Origin of the sequence: Mucilaginibacter gotjawali (genome assembly GCF_002355435.1) — a bacterium.
Taxonomy (GTDB): Bacteria; Bacteroidota; Bacteroidia; order Sphingobacteriales; family Sphingobacteriaceae; genus Mucilaginibacter; species Mucilaginibacter gotjawali.
Map to the genome: position 1 here is coordinate 396358 of NZ_AP017313.1, position 21754 is coordinate 418111.

Below are 21754 nucleotides of genomic sequence, written 5' to 3' on the forward strand. Positions count from 1 at the left end.
TTGTGAGAAAACTTTTACTTTACGTATTTGCTGTATTTTTATTTTTGCTGTTTGGCAATAGCACATTTGGGCAAACGATAACCTATCCTGCGACAAATATATTTACCGTTGGCGTAGCTGTTACGCTAACCCCTACCGCAACGGGTGGAACACCGACTGGCTGCACGTTAAATATAGGGACCATACCCCCGGGTTTAACATTAAATGCAAACGGAACAATTACCGGGACGCCCACAACGGTAGCTGCAGCAGCTAACTTTAGGGTAAGAGAAAGCAACGGCGGGGGCCGTAACAGCAACACTTTTACGATCCAGATTGTTGCTGCGGCTACGTTGAGTTACACATCTCCTCCGGCATTTAATGTTGGTACTCCGATTACACCTTTGAGCCCTACGTCATCAGGTGTGGGAGCAATAGGTTATGGAACAGGGACAGCACTTACAGGTGCTACTTTGAGCGGAACCTATGGCATGGCCATAGATGGTTCAGGGAATGTTTATGCAACCAATTATAATGGCACTACTGTCAGCAAATGGAATTCATCCGGGGTTTACCAGGGTACTTATGGTACAGGCAACCCCGCATACAGCAGGCCGGCAGGTATCGTATTTGATGCTTCAGGAAATGGCTATGTTTTAAACAGAAATACTACGGGAAATGGCAGGGTTTATAAATTTAATTCATCAGGTGTATACCAGTCTACTATTATAAATGGATTAAGCCAGGCCGTCGGATTGGCCATTGATGGATCGGGAAATCTTTATATCGCTGATCCAAATGCAGGAAGGGTATATAAATATAGTAACACCGGTACCTTATTGCTGACAATTACTTCAAATCTTACCAATCCGGAGAATGTGGCAATTGATGGTGCGGGAAATATTTATGTGGTAGATATCACAACCAATAATTTAAATAAATATAATTCCAGCGGAACTTTTGTATCCTCGATAGTTACAGCTTTAAGTACGCCTTATGGGCTGACAATAGATGCCGCCGGAAATTTGTATGTCGGCGATTCAGGTACGGGAACTGTTAAAGTTTATAATTCAACAGGTACCACATTAACAACAATCACAGGCCTGACCGATCCTAGAGGCTTGGTTACAGACAGCAAAGGAAATCTTTACGTTTCTGATTTTACCAATGGCTCAGTAACCAAATACCCGCCTGCCGGAGGCTATTATATAACAAGTATAACCGGCGGTAGCACAACGTTACCTGCCGGATTAAGCTTTAACAGTTCGACAGGGACTTTTACAGGTACGCCCACTGCTACGTTTGCTTCAACAACTATCACCGTTACTGCTTACAACACAGCAGGCACGGGAATTAGTGCGAACGTTACGTTTTCTTGTATTGTTCCTCCGCCGGTACTAACTTATGCCGGAACGCCATATTCTTATACTACCGGTATTTCAAATACAACAGCCGCAATTACCAATACGGGTGGCGCAGTTACCAGCAGCTATGCGTTATCAATTACCAGCGGCGCATTACCGGCAGGGATAACTTTTAATACCGCCAACGGCACATTTACTGTTGTTCCTACGGCCGCAGGTTCTTTTACAGGTAATGTAACGGCAAGCAATGCCGGGGGAAGCAGTTCTGCACCTATTTCAATGACGGTAACCAATCCGGCAGTTCCAAACATTTCGTATGCTTCTTCTCCTTACATAGTTACGTACGGCACCGTTGTTAACGCAACGATCACCAATTCAGGCGGACCGGTGGCAAGTTATGCTATCACATCCGGAACAATGCCAACGGGTTTAACGTTAAACACATCCACCGGCGCAATTACAGGAACGCCATCAGTAACAGCGATAACCAGCATAACGGTAACCGGAACAAACGTATCCGGCACCGGTAATGCTACGTTTACCATAACGGTTAACCCTGCGCTGCTAACTATTACGGCCACGGGCCCTGCAAAAACTTACGGTACTGCCCTAACGGCAGGGCCAAGTGCAACAAACTTTAGCACGAGCGGAACAGTAAATGGCGAAACGGTTTCGGGCGTTACCCTAACACCGGATGCAAATGGCTTGTCGGCTTCAACAGCAGCCGGATCGGCATACGTGGTAACTCCTTCGGCAGCAACGGGTGGTGGTACTTTTTCTGTAAGTAATTATACCATCACCTATACTCCTTATAACGGAACTGTTGCAACAGCGCCATTAACGGTAACTGCCAGCGCCCAAAGTAAAGTATACGGATCGGTGTTTACTTTTGCAGGCACGGAGTTTACCACCAGCGGTTTGCTGTTTTCAGATGCTGTAACCAGCGCGTCGCTTACAAGTACGGGATCGGCGGCCACCGCGGCAGTGGGTACTTATAATATAGTTGCCACGGCTGCCGTTGGAACAGGTCTATCAAACTATACCATAAGTTATACAAATGGTACGATGACGGTAACAAAAGCTGCTTTGACCATTACTGCAAATGATGTTACCAAAACTTATGGAACTACTTTAAATACGGTTAATGCATCATCGGCGTTTACTTCAACAGCCCTTCAAAACGGCGAAACTATCGGGACGGTAAAAATTGTTTATGGAACGGGTTCAGCGGCAAATGCTGCGGTAGGGACATACACATTGCAGGTAACGCCGTCGGCGGCTACAGGTGGAACTTTTAATACGAACAACTATAATATTACCTATGCAAAAGGGGCAATTATTGTTAATCCCGCGGCGCTAACTATCACCGCAAGTGCAAACAACAAAACCTACGGCGCCACTTTAACCAACGGGAATATAACCACGGGTTATAATTCAGTCGGCTTGCAAAACGGGGAAACGGTTGGTAGAGTTGCTGCAGTTTATGGAGCCGGTGGAGCAGCCGCCGATCCGGTTGGAACTTATACCAACCAGATCACTATCTCCGCGGCGGGCGGCGGAACATTTACTCCATCTAACTACACCATTACCTATGCCCCAGGCAATATTGTGGTAGGGCAGGCTAATTTGACCATTACCGCGAATAGTGTTACCAAAACCGTGGGTACAACCTTAACAAGCGGGCCAGGTTCAACCGCCTTTACTTCAACCGGGCTTCAAAACGGTGAAACCATAGGATCGGTGACCATGACGTATGGCGCGGCCGGCGCTTCGGGCGCCGCAATTGGCACCTATGCAAACCAGGTAACGCCTTCGGCAGCTATCGGCGGCACTTTTACAGCTGGAAATTATTCGATCACTTATGCAAAAGGAACCATTACCGTTGTGGATGTGGCGCCGGCATTTACCTATAATACGCCAAATGTTTACACCGTTAACATAGCCATTTCAACTTTAGGCCCGGTAAATACAGGAGGAACGGTTTTAGCTCCCGGTACAAATGCCGGGACCGCCTTAACAGCTTCGCCGGCTTTTAACGCCCCCCAGGGGATGGCTGTTGATGCCTCAGGCAACGTGTATGTAGTGGACAACAACGGCGTTATTAAGGTATTTAATTCAAGCGGCACCAATACCGGGACCTTTGGTTCGGGTTTAACCAATCCGGTAGGAATGGTTTTTGATGCCTCAGGCAATGCCTATGTGCTGGACGCGAGTACCAAAAAGGTTTATGAATTTAACGCTGGCGGGACGCTGGTTAATACTTTAACGATTACCGGTTTAAATAACCCCCAGGCTATTGCCATTGATGCTTCAGGCAATTTATACATCGCGAACCAGGGCGCCAATAGTATTATTAAGGCTAATTCAAGTACCGGTGCTGTAATTCAAACCATCACTTCAAATATAAATGCGCCTACCGGGGTAGCCATTGATAACTCGGGGAATATTTATGTAACCAACTCATTTAATTTTGGAACATTCAGCGCTACGGTAACTAAGTACAATTCAAGCGGTAATTACACCTCTACTTTTAAAACAGACTTTCTGGGTAATTACTCAGCCATCACAATTGACAATTCAGGAAATATTTTCGTTGCCGATAACAGCCTTTTATATGAATCGGTATATGAATATAATACGGCCGGAACTACACTTAAAACGATTACCGGCTGGACCGCGCCGGACGGGATTGTTGTAGATAAAACCGGGAACCTTTATATCTCTGACAATAGCAACAATACCGTAACCAAATACGGCCCTACGGGCGGCTATTACATAAGTGGTCCGTTGCCGGCGGGTTTAAGTTTCAACAATACAACGGGGCAAATTACAGGTACGCCAACTGCATCTTTCGCCACAACAAGTTATACAGTTACCGCTTATAACTCAGGAGGTAGCGGCACCAGTAATGTCTTCACCATAACCTGTGGCATTGGTCCGGTATTTAGCTATGCATCGCCTCAGACTTATACGGTGGGTACCGCCATCACTACCCTTTCGCCAACGGTTACCGCCAACGGACCGATCGTAAGCGCCACTGTCAGCCCGGCGTTGCCTGCCGGATTAGCTATTGATGCCTCCGGAAATATCACCGGCACACCCACAGTTGCCAGCCCCTTAACTACCTATACCATTACTGCAACAAACCCTGCGGGCTTTACCGGAACGGCTACCTTGCAGATTAAATGCATTAACCCGCCGGCACCTATCATAGTCTATACTACGCCGCATGTGTATATCACTAATATAACTATTGCGCCACTGGCTCCAACCAGCACCGGCGGGCCCGTCGCAAGTTATTCAATCAGCCCGGGTTTACCCGCAGGTTTATCCATCGATCCGCTTACCGGGATCATATCGGGCACGCCGACGGTGATCAGCCCGGCCACCAATTACCTGGTCACAGCTACCAACGCAGGAGGCACAGCAACTTTTACAATCAATATTACCGTCAATCCACCTGCACCGGCCATCACTTACCCAAGCCCGGATGTGTATAACGCAGGCACGGCCATCGCGCCGTTAACGCCAACCAATACCGGCGGCCCTATCCTTGGCTTCACCGTGAGCCCCGCGTTACCGGCCGGTTTGAGCATAGACCCGGTAACAGGGATCATCACCGGAACCCCTACTACTATTACCGCTGTTTATGGCTATGTAGTTACCGCCACCAATGCAGGGGGGAGCAGTTCGTTCACCATCTTTATTACTATCGTTTCTTCGGCGCCGGTATTTACTTATACCACGCCTGATAATTATACCGTGGGCAGTGCAATTCCGCCGCTTGTTCCGGTAAACACCGGGGGAACTCCTGTGAGCTATGCGATTAGCCCCGGCCTGCCTTCAGGTTTAAACTTTGATACTACTTCAGGTATTATAACCGGTACACCAACTGCCGTGAGCGCGGCCGCTAATTATGTAGTTACCGCAACCAATGCCGGAGGCACGGGCAGCTTTACCATTAATATTTCCTGCCACCTGGCAGGCCCTGTTATAGCATATGCTACGCCGGATATTTTCCCGGTTGGGGTGGCTATTGCGCCGTTGAGCCCAACCAATACCGGCAGTGCGCCAACCAGCTATTCCATCAGCCCGGGTTTGCCTGCGGGATTGAATTTTGATACCACTACGGGGATTATCTCGGGGACACCAACCATTGCAAGTCCTCCAACAGCTTATACAGTTACAGCTACCAATGGTACGGGCAGCGGGAATGCGACCCTTATCATTTCGTGTACAGGTTATGTGGATTGGCTTGGCGGCACCAGCACCGACTGGAACGACCCCGCCAACTGGGCCACCAACGCGGTGCCGACAGCGGCAGACATTGCAGGCATCGGGGTAAATGGTACTTTCACCAATTTTCCTAACGTACTGGCAGGTGCAGGCACCATCAATGTTGGCGCTGTGGTTATCGGCACCAATGGCGGCCAGGCCGGTGGTTTTGTGGTGAATAGCGGAAGCACCTTAAATGTCACCGGCGGCATTACTTATCAAAGTGACGCAAACTCTGCATTGGGATACATAGCCACTATTTCAGGAGCGGGCTCGGTTACAGCAGGTGGCATAAATATAAATGCAAATACAACACTTGGCGTTTCTTATACCGAAACATTGGCATCGTCTGTAAATAGCATGGCTTTATCAAGTAATATTGCATTAACCTCGTCAGATGCTGGCGGCAATAGCTTTAAACCAACCTTTAATATTACCGGCGGAACAGTTTCATTGGCTGGAAATGTTCAAACGGCCAATACAGCAGCAGGTACTTCAACTATAGCTGTAACGCCGGTTACTACTGCAACATTACAATTGGCAAATGCTGCGCCACTATCAGGTTTATCGGCAACGGGAACTAATGTGATCGCATTTAACAATGCAGGCGCAACTATTGAATATTCGGGCGCGGCGCAAACTTATTATACCGATGCGCCAATTACCGGCTTAGCTTCGGGCGTAACTTATGCCAATGTTAAATTCTCAGGCACCAGTGTGAAAACACCAACCGGCACCGGTGCTAATAATTTAAAAATATCAGGCGATCTGACCAATGCGATTACTTTAAATGACGCCGGCAATTATATCGACCTAAGCGTTCCAACGGTAATATTTAACGGCACCACCCAAAATATTTATGGGGGCAATGGCACAGGTACCAAATTTTATAACGTCACATTCAGCGGTGCCGGTACTACCACTATTCAAAGCGGTAGCGCAAGTGTTGCATCATCAGGTTTATTGGTGATGAGCGGCGCAAGCGCTGTATTGGCCGCAAACGGCTTACTGACATTAACTTCAGACATCAATGGCTCAGCAACTGTAGCGCCTCTACCGGCCGGATGCAGCATCACCGGCAATGTAAATGTGCAGCGGTTTATTACCGGCGGCAACATTCTGTACAGGGGATACCGTTTGGTTTCCTCGCCGGTTTATGCAGCTACCGTTGGCGGTAATAATGTTTACAGCTTGAATTACCTGATGAACAGCGTTTATTTGAAAGGCACTAACGGTGTTGCGGGCGGTTTTGACGCATCCGGCAACCCTAATCTCTACCTGTTCCGCGAAAACCTCGCACCTTCCAACTCGTCATTTACCAGCGGCAATTTTAGGGGGGTAAGTGACCTGTCAGCCGGGCCGAGTTATTCAATAGATAATGATGGTAGCGGATTTAACATCCCGGTAGGTAACGGGTATATGTTCTTTTTCAGAGGCGACAGGAATGTAGCGCCATTGTCATCGGAAACCTCCACCTCATTCGTCCCTACAAATACGATATTAACCGCCACCGGTGTACTTAACCAGGGCCAGATCACGGTAAGCGATTGGTATACTCCCGGTTCAACCAATTTAGGGTTTACAACTACACCGGGCAACGGACCGGTACAGGGCTTCAACCTGGTGGGTAACCCTTATGCCAGTTCTATCGACTGGGACCTGTTTAATACATCGTCACCAACTACCGGGATCTATGGCGGTCCGGGTGGCCCGGGCGTGGCAACCAACCCGTTCCTTTATATCATTGACCCGGTAAGCAAGAATTATAATATTTATCAGTCGGGCTTTGGCGGGGTGGGTACCATTGCTTCATCTGCTTCAAATATTATCCCGAGCGGGCAGGGTTTTTTTGTAGTAGCGCCGGCCAACACAGCACAGCTGGTATTTAATGAATCGGCAAAAGTAAGCACCCAGGCCAATGCCACCAACGGTAACTTATTTTTGGGTCCACCGCCGGTAGCGAATGTGATCCAGTACATGCATTTAAAACTATTCCAGGACTCAACCAATGCGGATGGGATGCTGATCAGCTTTAACGGCAGCGCCAGGCCTCAGTATAACATTAACGAAGACGCCATTTACAAACCGGGTAACGGCACTGTAAGCCTGGCCAGTATCTCTGCAGATAACATCGCACTGGCCATAAATACCATGCCTTTGCCCGGCCCGAAACCGATGGCCATCCCGCTAACCGTAAACGCCAATACCGATGGTAATTTCACCATCAAACTTGAAGCGGTAAAAAGCGTACCTGCGTTGTATGATTTTTGGCTGAAAGACGCATTTGCCAAAGACTCGCTGGATATCAGGCATAATCCAAGCTATGCCTTTACACTGGCACACAGCGATACCAATACTTTCGGCGCGCACCGGTTCAGTTTGATCATCAGGCAAAACCCATCGCTGATGGTGCATTTGCTGAACTTTGGCGCCACCAAAGTGGCCAACGGCGACCAGGTGATATGGACCACCGAAAACGAACAAAACTATACCAGCTTTGCCGTAGAGCGGAGTACCGACGGCGGTTCGACGTTTAATGTATTGGGCGGCGTACCGGCGAGCGGGATAGGCAGTTATAGTTTGCTGGATAAAACACCTGTATTGGGTGCAAATGCTTACCGTTTAAAGATGACCGACCTGAACGGGACCGTCACCTATTCAAACGTGGTAACCATCATGTACGCCAATACCGGCAACCAGATTGCAACCAATGGATTTATATTATATCCAAACCCGACAGCAGGGCCGATGAACGTGAAAATGAACCAGATCAATGCAGGGCAGGCCTACACGATACAGATTATTAACAACCTTGGCGCGGTAATTAAAACGGTAACATCCAACCAGCCAAACTGGCAAACCGATGTAAGCAGTTTAGTGCCGGGCACCTATTTTGTGGAAGTAAAAAATAACAGTACCAATGCTCTTGTTGGGAAGAGCGGGTTTGTGAAACTTTAGGTTAGAGATTAGTTAATTAGAGATTGGAGATTAGTAAGAACGTAACTAACTAATCTCTAATCTCCAGTCTCTAATCACTAACCCAACCTCATATGCTCCGCATCCCAATGGATCACTTTGTTTTGAAAATAGCTGTCGTTGCATGCTAATGCGGGAGCTGCCGCCCTGAAGCCGAATACGGCATCTTCAACTATTGGTTTGCCAAGGCGGATGCCGTCAAAGAAACTATTGAAATGGTCGATATTGGCGTCATAGCCAGCGGGTGTATGGTAGGTTGTCCCCGGTATATTAGGAATTTGCTGATCAGCAGCTGAATATTTTTTATTATAGTCGTCCATCAGCGCTTTTTGCATAGCGGTAGTATAAGTACCAAACGAATCCCATCCATCGATCCCCGGGGCAACCGGCATTTTATTTTTACGGATGGTAAAGCCGCCGCCTTCATCTGACAAGTCCAGTACTCCTTCGGAGCCGATAATTTTGGTTGACGAATGATCACCCTCGCCGCTAATGAAGTTAACCCGTAAAATAGCCTGGAAGGCTGGGTGTTCTTTGGTGTGGGGATACTCAATCACTGCGCTCATAACGTCGGGCACATTTCTGCCATCTTTCCAGTAATAGGTGCCACCAATAGCAAAAATCTTATCGGGCCCTTTTGAATCGGTAATAAAGTGAATGCCTGATAGCAGGTGAACAAACAGGTCGCCGGCAACGCCGGTACCGTATTCGCGGTAGTTTCGCCACCTGAAAAAACGGTTACTGTCGTACGGCAGCTTTTTCTGGTCCTTTGCGGTGTACCTGTTCCAGTCGACCGTTTGGGGCGAGGCATCCAGCGGGATGGTATATTGCCAGGCACCCAAAGCGCTTTGGCGATTAAACGAAGCTTCGATAGAATTGATCTGCCCGATAGCGCCAGACTGGTACAATTCCTTTGCTTTTTTGAAGGCCAGGCTGCTCACACGCTGACTGCCCACCTGGAAAACGGCTTTGGTTTCCTGTTGGGTTTTTATCTCGTCCAACCCCTCGCTGATGTAATGTACCATGGGTTTTTCGCTGTAAACCGCTTTGCCCTTGCGCATGGCTGCTTTGGCGATGGTACTGTGCCAGTTATCGCTGGTGGCGATGATAACCGCATCCACATCGTTGCGGTCGAGGATCTCGTGGTAGTCTTTGGTGGTGAAGATATGTGCGCCGAAAACCTCTTTTGCATGGTCGAGCCTGCCGGTGTACAGGTCGCAGCAGCCAACCAGTTCAACCCCCGGGCAGGCCAGGGCCGTACGGGTATCATTATACCCCATAATGCCCAAGCCTATAGTGGCAATGCGCACCTTATCATTCGCGCTGTATCTTTTTTCAGCCTGCAAAATTCTGTATTCGTGTTCTTCCATAGCGGCGAAGCTTGAAAGTGTTGCCGAGGTAAGCGCGATAGTGCCCCCGAGCTGTTTTAAAAATTTTCTGCGATCAGATGACATGGTTTTCGTGATTTTTTAATTGGTGGGTGTAAGTTAGTGGGAAAGTCCGAAAAGTCCGAAAGTCCGGAAGAAAAAGTTTGTAAATAAGTCCGAAAGTCCGGAAAGTCGGAAGAAAAAGTATTCAGGATAGTCAAGGGTCGATTAAGTTGGCTGTGTTGATTAAGTTTTTTCCCAGGAAGGTGCCAACCCAATCAACTTAATATAACCCAATCAACTATTTCCCCGCTTCCACCCTGTCTACCATAAATTTCAATTCCTCCTTATCCGGCAGGGTTTGTTTGCCGCTGGTGGCGTCAAATATCATGGCTTGCTGCGTGGCGTTGTCATATTTCAGCCAATCGGGCAAGCCTTGCCCGTTGGGGTTGCCTGTGGTAATAAAGTTGACCCAGTAGGCCGACATCAGCGTTGCCAAAGGCTGGTCTGCAGGTTCCCAGGGGCGGTTAAGGAATTTCAGGTCATCCATCACATAGGCAACCTCGCCGGTATGGAAGGCGCCGTATTTTACAAAGTCAGGCGTTGCCGGCAATTTGCGGTTAAAGTTGTATGCATAAATGGGCGCTTTGCCCTGTTGGCTTTGAAGTGTGATCCATTTATAGCCCGACATGGCGAAGGTTTGGTCGCGGCTTATTTTTACCTGCGAGCGGGCGGCTTCTTCATCTGTATTGCCGGGGTAATATTTCAAAAATTCATCCGCATCAGCGCCATATTGTTTTTTAATCTGCGCTACATATTCGTCTTTCTTTTTAAAACTCATTACAAAACTTTCATCCGCGTTCCAGCCGGTAATTACGGGTACGTTATTTTGTTTGCCTTCGGCGAAGATCTGGTAAATGGGTTCAGGCAACACATAGCCATCGGTAATAGGTGAAAAACGGCCCTGGATCTTCATCAAATCTTCAGCCGGCATTTTTCTGAGGTCTGCTATATCATGAGCTTTGGCTGATTCTGCAAATTTTACACCTTGCTCTTCTGCTGCTTTGAGCGTTGTTGTTGGTATAAGCGGATTAGCGATCATAAATGAACCACTCTCGGCAATGGCCCTGTTGAACAGGCCATGTGCCACCGGCGAGGCCACCAGGGCATTCACACTCATGGAGCCCGCCGACTGCCCGTCGATCGTTACATTATCCGGGTCGCCGCCAAAGGCGGCGATGTTCTTCTTGATCCATTTAAGCGCTGCCACCTGGTCCAGCAAACCATAATTCCCCGACGCATGATTGGGCGATTCTTTGGTAAGATCAGGATGCGCCAGAAATCCAAAAACACCAACCCGGTAATTGGCCGATACAAAAATGACGCCTTTTTTAGCCATCGCTTCGCCATCATAAATAGGCACACCCGCGCCGCCGCTGCTGAAGCCGCCGCCATAGATCCATAAAAAAACGGGGTGTTTTTCACCTTTGTGCGCTTTTGTCCAAACATTAAGGTACAGGCAATCTTCGCTGATCGGGGTTTCGGGGATCAAAAACTCCGGGGTATAAACCATAAATGGCACAGGTTTGCCCTGCATGGGGCTTGGCCCAAAGGCATTGCATTTTTTTATACCCTGCCAGGAGATCACCGGCTGTGGCGCCTTCCAGCGTAATTCGCCAACCGGGGGCGCGGCAAAAGGAATGCCTTTATAAGCTGTAATATCACCATCGGCACTTTTAACACCGCTGATGCTACCGCCTTCAACTCGGATTGTATCATCATTTTTACTAACGCTTTCTGCCCCTTTAAAGGAATAAAACATCAAAGTGATGCCTGCCAAAACAGGGCAAATGCCTCTAACGAATTGTTTTTTCATGAAAATTGGTTTATAATGTGTCGGGATGACGCAATATAATAATTATCCTGCGATGATTTTATATGGAAACACTTTTTAATATTATTTAAAAAGTATAATTTGCAGGCTGTAAGCCCCTGTAATGTAAACCCTTTTTTAAAAAACTTGTAGCATGAAAAAAGTATTTCTTTTGTCCATCTGTTGTTTCATGGCGTCCATTTCTTTCGCCCAAAATAACAAAGGCACTTTGGCTATTATTCCCGAACCTGTAAGCGTAGTAACAAGGGACGGCGAATTTATACTGCCTAAACATATTTTAATTGAAGCCGGTTCGCAGTCGGAGGAAAAATTGGTGTCCACTTTTTTGCGGAACAAGCTGACAACCGCAACCGGTTTTGCAGTTACCGTAAGAAATGCGTTTTCGGCCCCGGCGACTATTAAATTACAGTTAAATACCACAAACGATGCGGTACTTGGTAAAGAAGGATATTTGTTATCAGTTGGCAAAAAAGGAATCATCATAAAGGCAAACACTGCAGCCGGCTTGTTTTACGGCGCACAGACACTGTTGCAATTGTTCCCGAAAGAGATCGAAAGCCTGGAAGCTGTTCCTAATTTTACATGGACTGCTCCTTTGGTAGATATAAAGGATTACCCGCGTTTTGGCTGGAGAGGATTGATGCTGGATGTTTCGCGGCATTTTTTTACCAAAGAAGAAGTGGAGCAGTATATCGACCAGATGGCGCGTTATAAATTTAACCTGCTGCACATGCACCTTACTGATGATGAAGGCTGGCGCGTTGAAATAAAAAGCCTGCCGCGTTTAACCACCGTGGGCGCTTATAACGTTAAAAAGATCGGGCATTTTGGCGATTTCTCTCAACCCCAACCTGACGAGCCGCGCACTTACGGTGGTTTTTACACCCAGGAGGATATAAAAGAACTGGTACAATATGCCAAAGACCGCTTTATGAATATTATGCCCGAAATTGACGTGCCCGGACATAGCATGGCGGCAGTGGTTTCGTATCCTGAACTATCTTGCACCCCTGGTGCAGATAAATTTGTGGTACGCTCGGGCGAGGACCAGCAAACGGATAATACCTTGAATCCATCCAGCGAAAAAACTTATGCCTTTTTAGATAAGGTAGTAACTGAAGTAGCCAAATTGTTCCCATTTGGTTATATGCACATGGGAGGTGATGAGTGCAACAAGGAATACTGGCAAAAAAGCGATTCGGTTACTGCATTGATGAAACGCGAAAACCTGAAAACCTACGAAGAGGTGCAAAGCTATTTTGAAAAACGTTTGGAAAAAATAGTAGAGTCAAAAGGTAAAAAGTTTATGGGCTGGGATGAGATTATTGAAGGTGGTTTAGGCCCCAATGCAGCCGTAATGAGCTGGCGTGGCATACAGGGCGGTATTACCGCTGCCAGACTGGGCCATGAAGTAGTAATGAGCCCTACCACCTTTGCTTATCTTGACTATATGCAAAGCGACCGCGTAATGGAGCCGCATGTATATGCTACCCTTCGTTTAAACAAAACCTACGAATTTGAGCCGGTGCCCGACAGTGTTGATGCCAAATTGATCCTGGGCGGACAAGCCAACCTGTGGACAGAGCAGGTATTCAATTTCAGGCAGGTGGATTATATGACCTGGCCGCGCGGCTTCGCCATTGCTGAATCGGTATGGTCGCCAAAGGATAAGAAAAACTGGAACAATTTTTACCCGAGGGTGGAGAAGCATTTTGGCAGGCTTGACGAAGCAGAGATAAAATATGCGCCAAGCGTTTACGACCCAAGCTTTGAGCCCCGGCTAACCCCGGATAATAAAATGATCATCGAGCTGACCAATGAGCTGCCGGGCCTGGATATTTATTACAGTTTTGATAACTCGTATCCCGACAGGTTTTATCCTAAATATACCGCACCGTTATTAGTGCCCGAGGATGCTACCCAGTTAAAGGTGATCACTTACCGCGGCAACAAACCCGTTGGCCGCATGGTGACTATGCCGATTGCAGAACTGCAAACGAGGGTGCAAAGAAGCCAGAAACATTAATTTTGTCACTTAATTTGTCATTGCGGGCAAGCTGCCCGCAATGACAAAAATAAAACATAGAAACCGTTAAAACATCCGGGATCACAGTGTTTCAAACGGAACAAGGCTTTCTTCGATGATCAAACCGCTTTTACAAAAGCCCAGTAAATGCGGGCCTTCCAGCTTTGCATAAAGTGTGGCCAGGTCGTGGTCGCTGCCGGTTTTACTGATCATGAAGGTGTCGGGTCCAATGCTACTCAGCTGGGCGCCGTACGTGCCGAGCAATTGCCAGATGCTGTTATTTAACGCGGTAGCTGCCATGCGGTAAAAGCCGTTTTTTTTGAGCTGGTGGCTGGTGTCATAAGTGGTTATCGCGTATACTTCGATGATCTTTTTCAGCCTTTCAGTAAAAGGCAGCAGTTCATTTTCAGGAACGACAGCTTCCAGCGTTAGCAATACCAGGTCGCTGATGTCTGTCCGGGCTACGTTGAGGCTTTTTATTTCAAAGTTTTTCCGGTTGAAATAAACAAGGATTTGGCCGAGGAGACCTTTTTTGTCTTCAGCATAAATGGCGAAAATGGTTTGCTGGTGCTGTTTGGATAACTTTTTCATGATTTTAAGATTAAAAAAAAGCCCCCCGGTATTTCCGGAGGGCTGAATATTGCTGGTAAATTTTTGACAATAGGATCAGGACACCCCCGGTAGTATGGGAATAATGAGAAGGACAACGACAATAATTATTGCGCTTGAAATGCGGGTATATAGTTTATTGGTTGCCATGCAGTGTTGCAAGGTAGTAATTTTATAAGTACCGCAAAAATGGTTTGCTGAAAATTTATGATGGTGAGTTACTCGTTCCTTTAAATGCGGGTACGCTTTATTTTGAAGGGCGCGGTGCCGGATACTTCTTTTTGTTGATTTGGAGGGTTTTTACCCGGGAGGGTTTAGGTTTTGTACTTGCAGCAGCAGCAATTGGTTGCTGTTGTGCGGCATTATCCTGGTAGGCCAGGGGGATCCATTCGGGCTTTAGCATATTAAAATCGGTAAAAATGTTATTTTTTGCCTCAAACCTGCGGGTCAAATATAGGGAAAAACAGGCCCTGTTATGCGGAAATCATCTTTGTTTTATGCCCGATAAAAATTAAACCTATTGATTTACAATTTATTAATATTGTTTACAGTCGTTCCCGGGTGTTCACCTTTGTTCTTATTTTACAGGAGGAACAGCAAAGCTTTGCCAAATATAACGTCACACCAATGCCTGTTAATGTGTCCGGCCAGGCTGTGTCATTACGATACACCTGAAACTGCTGCCGGTATATAGAAAACCTTGTTTAATGACCAATGAGCACATTTTTGCCGTTTTATTATAGATTTTGAGTAAATTCGCAGTTACATATGTCAACCGAAGTACAGGAAGAAACATTTACCCTGGAGGAATTGCTGGTAAGCCTGAAGGAGCTTCACCGCCTCATTTTATGGAACGATGATGTTAACACGTTCGATCATGTGATCTTTTGCATGATGAAATACCTCGATTACTCAGAAAACCAATCCGAAAAGATAGCCTGGAAGGTACATAATGAAGGCAAGTGCGCCGTGCTGGAAGGTTCGTTTACCGAGGTAGAAGTATACCGCAAGATTTTACAGCAAGAGGGATTGACGGTGAGTGTAGAGTAGAATTTGAGGTCCATGGCTCATCATGGGTGTCCGGTAGAAAGTTTAAACTTACAAAAAAAGCATGTTTAAATGATTGAGACACGTTTTAAAAGTTGATTTTGACTGGGAAAAAGTATCTAAATCGGGAATAAAAGGTTAGCTTGCGGGCTTGCTTTTAGCTTTAGTCGAACCGTAATCTCTCTAATGTCATTAACGATATAGGATAGGCTATGGTAATGCATTAAGCAAATGCGAATCAGGTTTACGAAATTAGAAAAGCCATGTACAGTTTTACTGATGCATCTTCTGATGACTTCCAGCAGTAAAAAAGCGATCATGGCGATGTATATCTGAGACTTACAAGCATTTTCGGATGTGCCTAAAAAGGTTTTAATCTGTAAGTTCTGTTTCATTCCCTTAAAAAACAGTTCAATATTCCAGCGAGATTTATAAATCAGACTTATCGTCTCAGCAGACCACTCTAAATTAGCTGTTAACAGGTCTATCTCACGATTATTTATGCTGTCATAAGCCACTACTCTCCGCATTTTACAAGTGCCCAAGCCGGTAGTGCGCGCCTTTTCCCCTGTGATCTGGATGATCTGATCAGAAATGATGATTGTGTTTTCCCCGGATATTACAGGCCGATCTTCCAGCACCTGGTAACTTATTTTTTCTTTCAGGCGGGTAACAAAGTCGCCATTGTTATCAATACGATCTTTAAAAAAGGCAAAATCAAGGTACCCTCTGTCATATACCAAAATACTTTGGTAGCTTGTTTTGAGGTGAGATAGAGCCTTCCTGTCATCTGTCTTAGCATCGGTGATATAGACCATTTCCGGTATTTGGCTTGCCAGGTCGAAGCTCACATGTGCCTTGATCCCGCCTTTTGCTGTCCGGAATTTTGCCCATTTAATCAGGTTTAGGCATACGGTCATCGTGGTGGAATCTATCAACTTTACTGAGCGCCCTTTAATCTCTTCAATGATCTTATAATGCTCGCTTTTTGAAAACAATCCTTTGTAGTAAGTTATTAATTCGGAGAACAATAACTCATATACTTGATAGTTACGCTCTGCATTCCCATCCGACATTGTGGAACGGGCCGGAGATTGTTTTAAGCCAAGTTCTTTTAGGAACAATGTGTTTACATTCATGCCTAAAGTGATGTCCCGGAGACTATAACAGCCGTTCAGCTGTCCGAAAAGCATAGCAATTAGCTGACTTTCTGTATTATAGCGCCTAAAGCCATCATCGGAAGAATTCTTATTAATACACTTACTTAATATTGTAGAAGGAATTAAGCCGAGGATTTGGCTAAACAAACACTTGTCATTACTTTTACTTCTGTGAATTGAGCTCATTGGATTGTTTTAAATGTGGTAATTCAAAACTAATCTTTTGAGCTCTTTTCTTTAAACTTTTTTCTACCGGACAGTAGTGATGGCTCATGGTCGATGGTACATGGAAGAAAATATACATTCTGAGATGCACCTTATACTCATACGGTGAATCCATTAATTAATAAAAAGCGCCTTTAGAAGACTAAAGGCGCTTTTTCGATATTATTAAGAAACTTAAACGAGATAATTCCAGCCATGGGTATCCGCAACCCTACCATATTTTATAGCATCCAGTTCCTTTAAAACCTTTTGCGAGAACTCCCTTTCTTTTGGGTCGATCAGGAAATATTCTTCGCCATTATAGCTGATTGAACCCACAGGAGCAATGGTAGCAGCAGTGCCTGCCCCAAAAGCATCGGTTAATTTGCCTGTTTTGGCGCCTTCAATAATTTCGGCAACGGATATGCGGCGCTCCTCAACCGGCATGCCCCATTCGCGGGCAAGTGTTAAAACAGTATCGCGGGTAACGCCATCCAAAATGGTATCGCGGGTTGATGGGGTGATCAGTACGCCATCCAGCACAAACATTACATTGGCGGCTCCCATTTCTTCTACATACTCGTGGTTTTTGGCATCGGTCCAGATTACCTGGTCAAAACCTTGTTCTGTTGCACGTTTTCCGGCAAGCATGGCGCCCCCGTAGTTGCCCGATGATTTGGCATAACCCATACCGCCTTCAGCAGCCCGGGTAAAAAATGTCTCCACTTTTACGCGTAGGGTTTTTGAAAAATACGGGCCGACAGGACCCAGCAAAACCATAAATTTATAAGTGCTTGACGGTTGTACCCCCAAAAAAGGATCAGTAGCGAACATAAACGGGCGGATATACATCGAGTGATGTGCTTTTGAGGGAACCCAATCGCGGTCGACGTCCACTACTGCAGCAATACTTTGTACAAAAATTTCTTCTGGAAGTTGTGGCATGCACAACCGCTCTGCCGATTTATTAAAACGGGCGGCGTTTTTATCGGGGCGGAAAACAGATACCTGTCCGTCAGCATGTTTGTAGGCTTTTATACCTTCAAAGAATGATTGACCGTAGTGTAAAGCAGAAATAGCCGGGCTAAAAGAGACCTCGCCATAAGGGACTATCTGAAAATTCTTCCATTCTCCATTTTCGTAATCGGCCACAAACATGTGGTCGGAAAATGTTTTACCAAATTGTAAATTGTTAAAATCCGTTTCTTGCAAACGGGAGTGGTTTGTTTTGGTGATCTTAATGTCCAGCGTCTCAGTCATGGCCTTTGATTATTAGAATTCGAAAAATGGCAATATAGCGATTTTTCCTCGTTCATGGCTCATAGTTCATCGTTCATGGCTGTTTTTTTACATAAATAATATACTAAAGCTTTATAATAATAGATTCCGGCCATGAACTATCAACCATGAACTATGAGCCAGCAATTTTCTCCACCCAACCTTTTCCCCATTCATCAATTTCCTGTTCGGTCCATAATTCAGGGTAAAAGGGCCTTTTTTTGAAAAAGGTGAGATAGTGTTTTGCGAATTGATGCCATAACTGACTTGAATATTGTACAATATATTTTGTAAATTTGTGATACACATGGCGCATTAAGACTATGAAAAAAAAAATATCGAAGCATTCAATAAGCCTCGTCCTTTATTTTCCGGGCTTAAATCATATTCTGTTGGTGAAATATTAGCGGCCGGTGGCACTACTGCCTTCGCTAATAAGATGGGGAAAAGTGCTGAGGGATTAGAAGATGCTTTAAAAAAATTACCAAAAGAAGCATTCCTTACAGAAGAAGAGTTTTCAGAAGCGATGAAAACATTGAATGAAAACAAATGAACCTATTGCTTGATACAAACATTCTTATTTATCTTATTAAAGATCCAAGCAGTCAATTGCTTGAAAATGTTATAAATCCCAATAAAGAGAATATTCTTGTATCTGTAATTTCGATTGGCGAATTAAAATCCATTGCATTACAGAATAACTGGGGCGTTAGAAAATTACAAACAGTTGAAACAGTTTTAGATAAAGTTTCGATAGTTGAAGTGAGCGAAAGTTTGATAAACACTTACGCTGAAATTGACGCCTTTTCACAACGACGGAATCCATCATATACTGATTATCCATTTAGCACACCGCGAAACATGGGTAAAAATGATTTGTGGATAGCGTCAACAGCAGCATTACTCGGTTTGAAAGTGGTAACTACCGATGCTGACTTTAATCATTTACACCAGATATTTATAGAAGTACAAACTGTGAAACCCGACTTATTTAGAAGTTGAGATTTTTTGTTCATATTTTAGAAATGAACCTTGTCATATGAAATTAGTTTTAGCAATAATTCTTTTTTTTACGTTCGGATTAATTAATGATCAGGTACCGAATCCCCGTTTATTTAAGTTAACAACCTTTAAAAACGTGCCGGATGATATGACAGGTTGCGGTGATGATTGTTATTTGTCAGCAAAAGATGAAAAACGGGATGTGCTTATTTGCAGAACCGACTATGCCGGTGCCCTCATCCACGTTAACAATAAGGCCGTTTTGTTAAAGGCAGATCAAACGGTAAAACATGATAAAGACGAAGAGATTTACACATCCGGTAAATACATCTTAAGCCTGAAAATGATCTATAAAAAACAAGATGGTGACGAAGATTATGCATTTAAAGGCATCCTGACAATTAAATGGGGCGAAAAAATTTTATGCCAGCAAAAAGTAACTGGCGAGGGTGGTTGTTAAATACCTTTCACAGCACTGTCCACCCAACCTTTTCCCCATTCATCAATTTCCTGTTCGGTCCATAATTCAGGGTAAAATATGCGTTTCTGAAATCTTGGGGGCAGATACTTTTGCCAGTTGGTGCCGCCGGTGGCTTTTATTTCTTCAGGCTCGCGGTTAAGGTAGCGTACCGCAGATTTATAATGCGACAGCGGCCAGTTTACATTTACATTGATGTCCAGTTGCTTTAATTCGTCTTCGAGTTGTACGGTTGCCTGGTTATTAATTTTAAGCTGGTGATAAAGCGCATTGAAATTATGGTGAATACTTGCCTCGCCCAATTCGATAAAGCTTTTGGCGTATTTCTTTTCAAACTGCTTCAGTGTAAGCGTTTTTTTGCCCGTAGAGAGCTCTGTGGCGCCGAATTTCCAATACAGGTATTCAAACTGATCCCTGATGGAAGCATCCTTTAGTTCCGCTCTTTTATCCCTGGCTACCAGGTTGATAAAATTGGTAGCATAAATTTCTATCATGCGGTATTGCCCGCTCTGGAAACCGCTGGCGGGTAGTAATGACATCCTGAATTTTAGGAACTGGTCCTTCTCCATTCCTTCCACCATGATCTCAAACGATTGGGTAAGGGCCTCAAAATACCGGTTAATGCGTTTTAAACGGGCAGTAAAAAAATCGGCATTTAAAGGTTGCGCAGCAGTGATCTGTTTGCATTCATGCAGGGCGAGCTTAAAATACAGCTCAGTGATCTGGTGATAAATAATAAAGATCTCCTCATCCGGGAAAGGCGTTTTTGGATTTTGCAGGCTCAAAAGGGTATCCAGGTGGATGTAATCCCAATAGGTTAAAAAATCAGCATGAAGCAAGCCATCCAGGTACGATACCATATCCTGCCCCATGGCTTCATACTTTTCCTGTAAGCGGGTCAGTCGTTCTTCAATTTCGGGAGAGAAATGCATGGTCAAAGGTAGTAAGATTTAGGGGATAGAGCCAAGAGCCAGGAACCGGGAGACAAGATTTAGGATGAAAAGGTCGGGATGCTTGGGTATCCTTATCAACCCGAAATATCTCCTTTCTTTTTTCTGTCTTCGCTCCTGAGTCTTTATTCTTGGATCTTTTTCCCTCCTCCACCCAACGTTTCTGATCGTAAACCCGATGATGCTATAAAACGGATTAGAAAACATCTTTTAAAACTAAAAAAATGAAAAAATCACTCTATGGCTTAACAGCGCTTTTGCTGGTATTTTGTTTAATATCAGCATGTAACAAATTTGGCGATCTGCCCGGTTCTCAAAATGGTAAATTGCAGGCTTCGGCTTATAAGGTTGATATCGACCAGCCGGATACCCTGGTATTTGCGGGCGCAAAATCAACTGACAGTGTTAAGTGGAGTGTAATACCATCAGGTTTTGATTCACTCATTACTCAAAACAACAAAGCGTTGATTTTTTTTAAAAAAGCAGGCAAGTACCAGGTGAGCGCAGCCGCTAAAGGCGTAGCCGCCAGCACTAACATTACCGTTAGCGATTCGGTTTATCACCCGGTTACAAGCTACAATTATGTGCAGCTTACCGGCGACCAAATCACACTTGTTCCTCACTTTTATAGCGCCCCACTGGCTGATTCAAGCTACCTCTCCTTCGTGGCCCAAACCCAAAAATCATATTGTGGTACCAGCCGCCTGGTGGTTGCCGATAGCCTGATCAGCAATAAATTTGGGATCAATTTTCTGTATGTAAAACAGCCAACCCAGTGTACTCTCGGCGAAAGCCCTATAGCTACGGTTATCAATTTTACACAAAACCTGCCGGGTACTTTGCCAAACGGTACTTTTCCTTTATCGGTTACCCTAAATGGCACTACTTACAACGGAAGCATTGTTGCCACGTCAACTACCATTACATTTAACTGGAATTATACGTCGGGTGTATTGATAGCGCCTAAACAGATCAGCAGATAGGTTGTAAGCGATGTAAGGAGTTGTAAATGTTGTAATGTTACGTTTGTAATCGCCGTAATTAGGTTATTGTAAATAGTTACAACTCCTTACAACCTTTGCAACTTTTTTCAATAATAAATAAATATCAACCCAACGTTTCAGGCCGGCCATCCGAAGAGTATC

Annotated in this window: 13 protein-coding genes; 6 read left to right on the plus strand and 7 right to left on the minus strand. The window is 45.2% G+C overall.

Annotated features, from left to right (window positions below; genetic code table 11):
- Nucleotides 1–2: 2 nt before the first annotated feature.
- Nucleotides 3–8576: a putative Ig domain-containing protein gene (locus MgSA37_RS01805; protein ID WP_096349572.1), complete on the plus strand. Its 8574-nt coding sequence runs from the start codon at nucleotides 3–5 to the stop codon at nucleotides 8574–8576.
- 77 nt (nucleotides 8577–8653) lie between these two features.
- Here the strand turns inward: MgSA37_RS01805 and MgSA37_RS01810 are convergent, their stop codons facing one another.
- Both MgSA37_RS01810 and MgSA37_RS01815 read right to left on the minus strand, forming a co-directional pair.
- A complete protein-coding gene (locus MgSA37_RS01810) occupies nucleotides 8654–10048 on the minus strand; it encodes a Gfo/Idh/MocA family protein (RefSeq protein WP_096349573.1) in 1395 nt (464 codons plus the stop codon).
- A gap of 214 nt (nucleotides 10049–10262) precedes the next feature.
- The gene (locus MgSA37_RS01815; protein WP_197706066.1) at nucleotides 10263–11837 is read right to left on the minus strand and encodes a carboxylesterase/lipase family protein; all 1575 of its coding nucleotides are present in this window, start codon (nucleotides 11835–11837) and stop codon (nucleotides 10263–10265) included.
- A 151-nt stretch (nucleotides 11838–11988) separates the two neighbouring features.
- Between MgSA37_RS01815 and MgSA37_RS01820 the strand changes: the two genes are divergently transcribed.
- Nucleotides 11989–13881 (plus strand): beta-N-acetylhexosaminidase, encoded by a 1893-nt coding sequence (locus tag MgSA37_RS01820; protein WP_096349575.1) that lies wholly within the window; start codon nucleotides 11989–11991, stop codon nucleotides 13879–13881.
- 81 nt (nucleotides 13882–13962) lie between these two features.
- Here the strand turns inward: MgSA37_RS01820 and MgSA37_RS01825 are convergent, their stop codons facing one another.
- Both MgSA37_RS01825 and MgSA37_RS01830 read right to left on the minus strand, forming a co-directional pair.
- Nucleotides 13963–14472 (minus strand): hypothetical protein, encoded by a 510-nt coding sequence (locus MgSA37_RS01825; protein WP_096349576.1) that lies wholly within the window; start codon nucleotides 14470–14472, stop codon nucleotides 13963–13965.
- Between the two features lie 265 nt (nucleotides 14473–14737).
- The gene (locus MgSA37_RS01830) at nucleotides 14738–14893 is read right to left on the minus strand and encodes a hypothetical protein (protein WP_157750382.1); all 156 of its coding nucleotides are present in this window, start codon (nucleotides 14891–14893) and stop codon (nucleotides 14738–14740) included.
- A gap of 365 nt (nucleotides 14894–15258) precedes the next feature.
- On the opposite strand from MgSA37_RS01830, the gene MgSA37_RS01835 reads away from it, so the two are divergent.
- Nucleotides 15259–15540, plus strand: coding sequence for an ATP-dependent Clp protease adaptor ClpS (locus MgSA37_RS01835; protein WP_096349578.1), 282 nt, complete (start codon nucleotides 15259–15261; stop codon nucleotides 15538–15540).
- 116 nt (nucleotides 15541–15656) lie between these two features.
- On the opposite strand, the gene MgSA37_RS01840 is transcribed toward MgSA37_RS01835, so the two are convergent.
- Nucleotides 15657–16883 carry an IS4 family transposase gene (locus MgSA37_RS01840; RefSeq protein ID WP_096349579.1) on the minus strand — a complete coding sequence of 409 codons (1227 nt, stop codon included), beginning with the start codon at nucleotides 16881–16883 and terminating at the stop codon, nucleotides 15657–15659.
- Between the two features lie 213 nt (nucleotides 16884–17096).
- Nucleotides 17097–18161, minus strand: coding sequence for a branched-chain amino acid aminotransferase (locus MgSA37_RS01845; RefSeq protein ID WP_096349580.1), 1065 nt, complete (start codon nucleotides 18159–18161; stop codon nucleotides 17097–17099).
- A gap of 567 nt (nucleotides 18162–18728) precedes the next feature.
- Here MgSA37_RS01845 and MgSA37_RS01860 point away from each other — a divergent pair.
- On the plus strand, nucleotides 18729–19181 hold the full coding sequence (locus MgSA37_RS01860; protein ID WP_096349583.1) for a type II toxin-antitoxin system VapC family toxin: 453 nt from the start codon (nucleotides 18729–18731) through the stop codon (nucleotides 19179–19181).
- Nucleotides 19182–19218: 37 nt separating this feature from the next.
- Nucleotides 19219–19641 carry a hypothetical protein gene (locus MgSA37_RS01865; protein ID WP_096349584.1) on the plus strand — a complete coding sequence of 141 codons (423 nt, stop codon included), beginning with the start codon at nucleotides 19219–19221 and terminating at the stop codon, nucleotides 19639–19641.
- On the opposite strand, the gene MgSA37_RS01870 is transcribed toward MgSA37_RS01865, so the two are convergent.
- Nucleotides 19638–20591 carry a tryptophan 2,3-dioxygenase family protein gene (locus MgSA37_RS01870; protein WP_096349585.1) on the minus strand — a complete coding sequence of 318 codons (954 nt, stop codon included), beginning with the start codon at nucleotides 20589–20591 and terminating at the stop codon, nucleotides 19638–19640. The two genes, MgSA37_RS01865 and MgSA37_RS01870, sit on opposite strands and share 4 nt — an antisense overlap.
- A 242-nt stretch (nucleotides 20592–20833) precedes the next feature.
- Here MgSA37_RS01870 and MgSA37_RS01880 point away from each other — a divergent pair, with 242 nt between their 5' ends.
- Complete coding sequence (locus tag MgSA37_RS01880) at nucleotides 20834–21592, plus strand: hypothetical protein (RefSeq protein WP_096349587.1); 759 nt, start codon at nucleotides 20834–20836, stop codon at nucleotides 21590–21592.
- Nucleotides 21593–21754 lie beyond the last annotated feature (162 nt).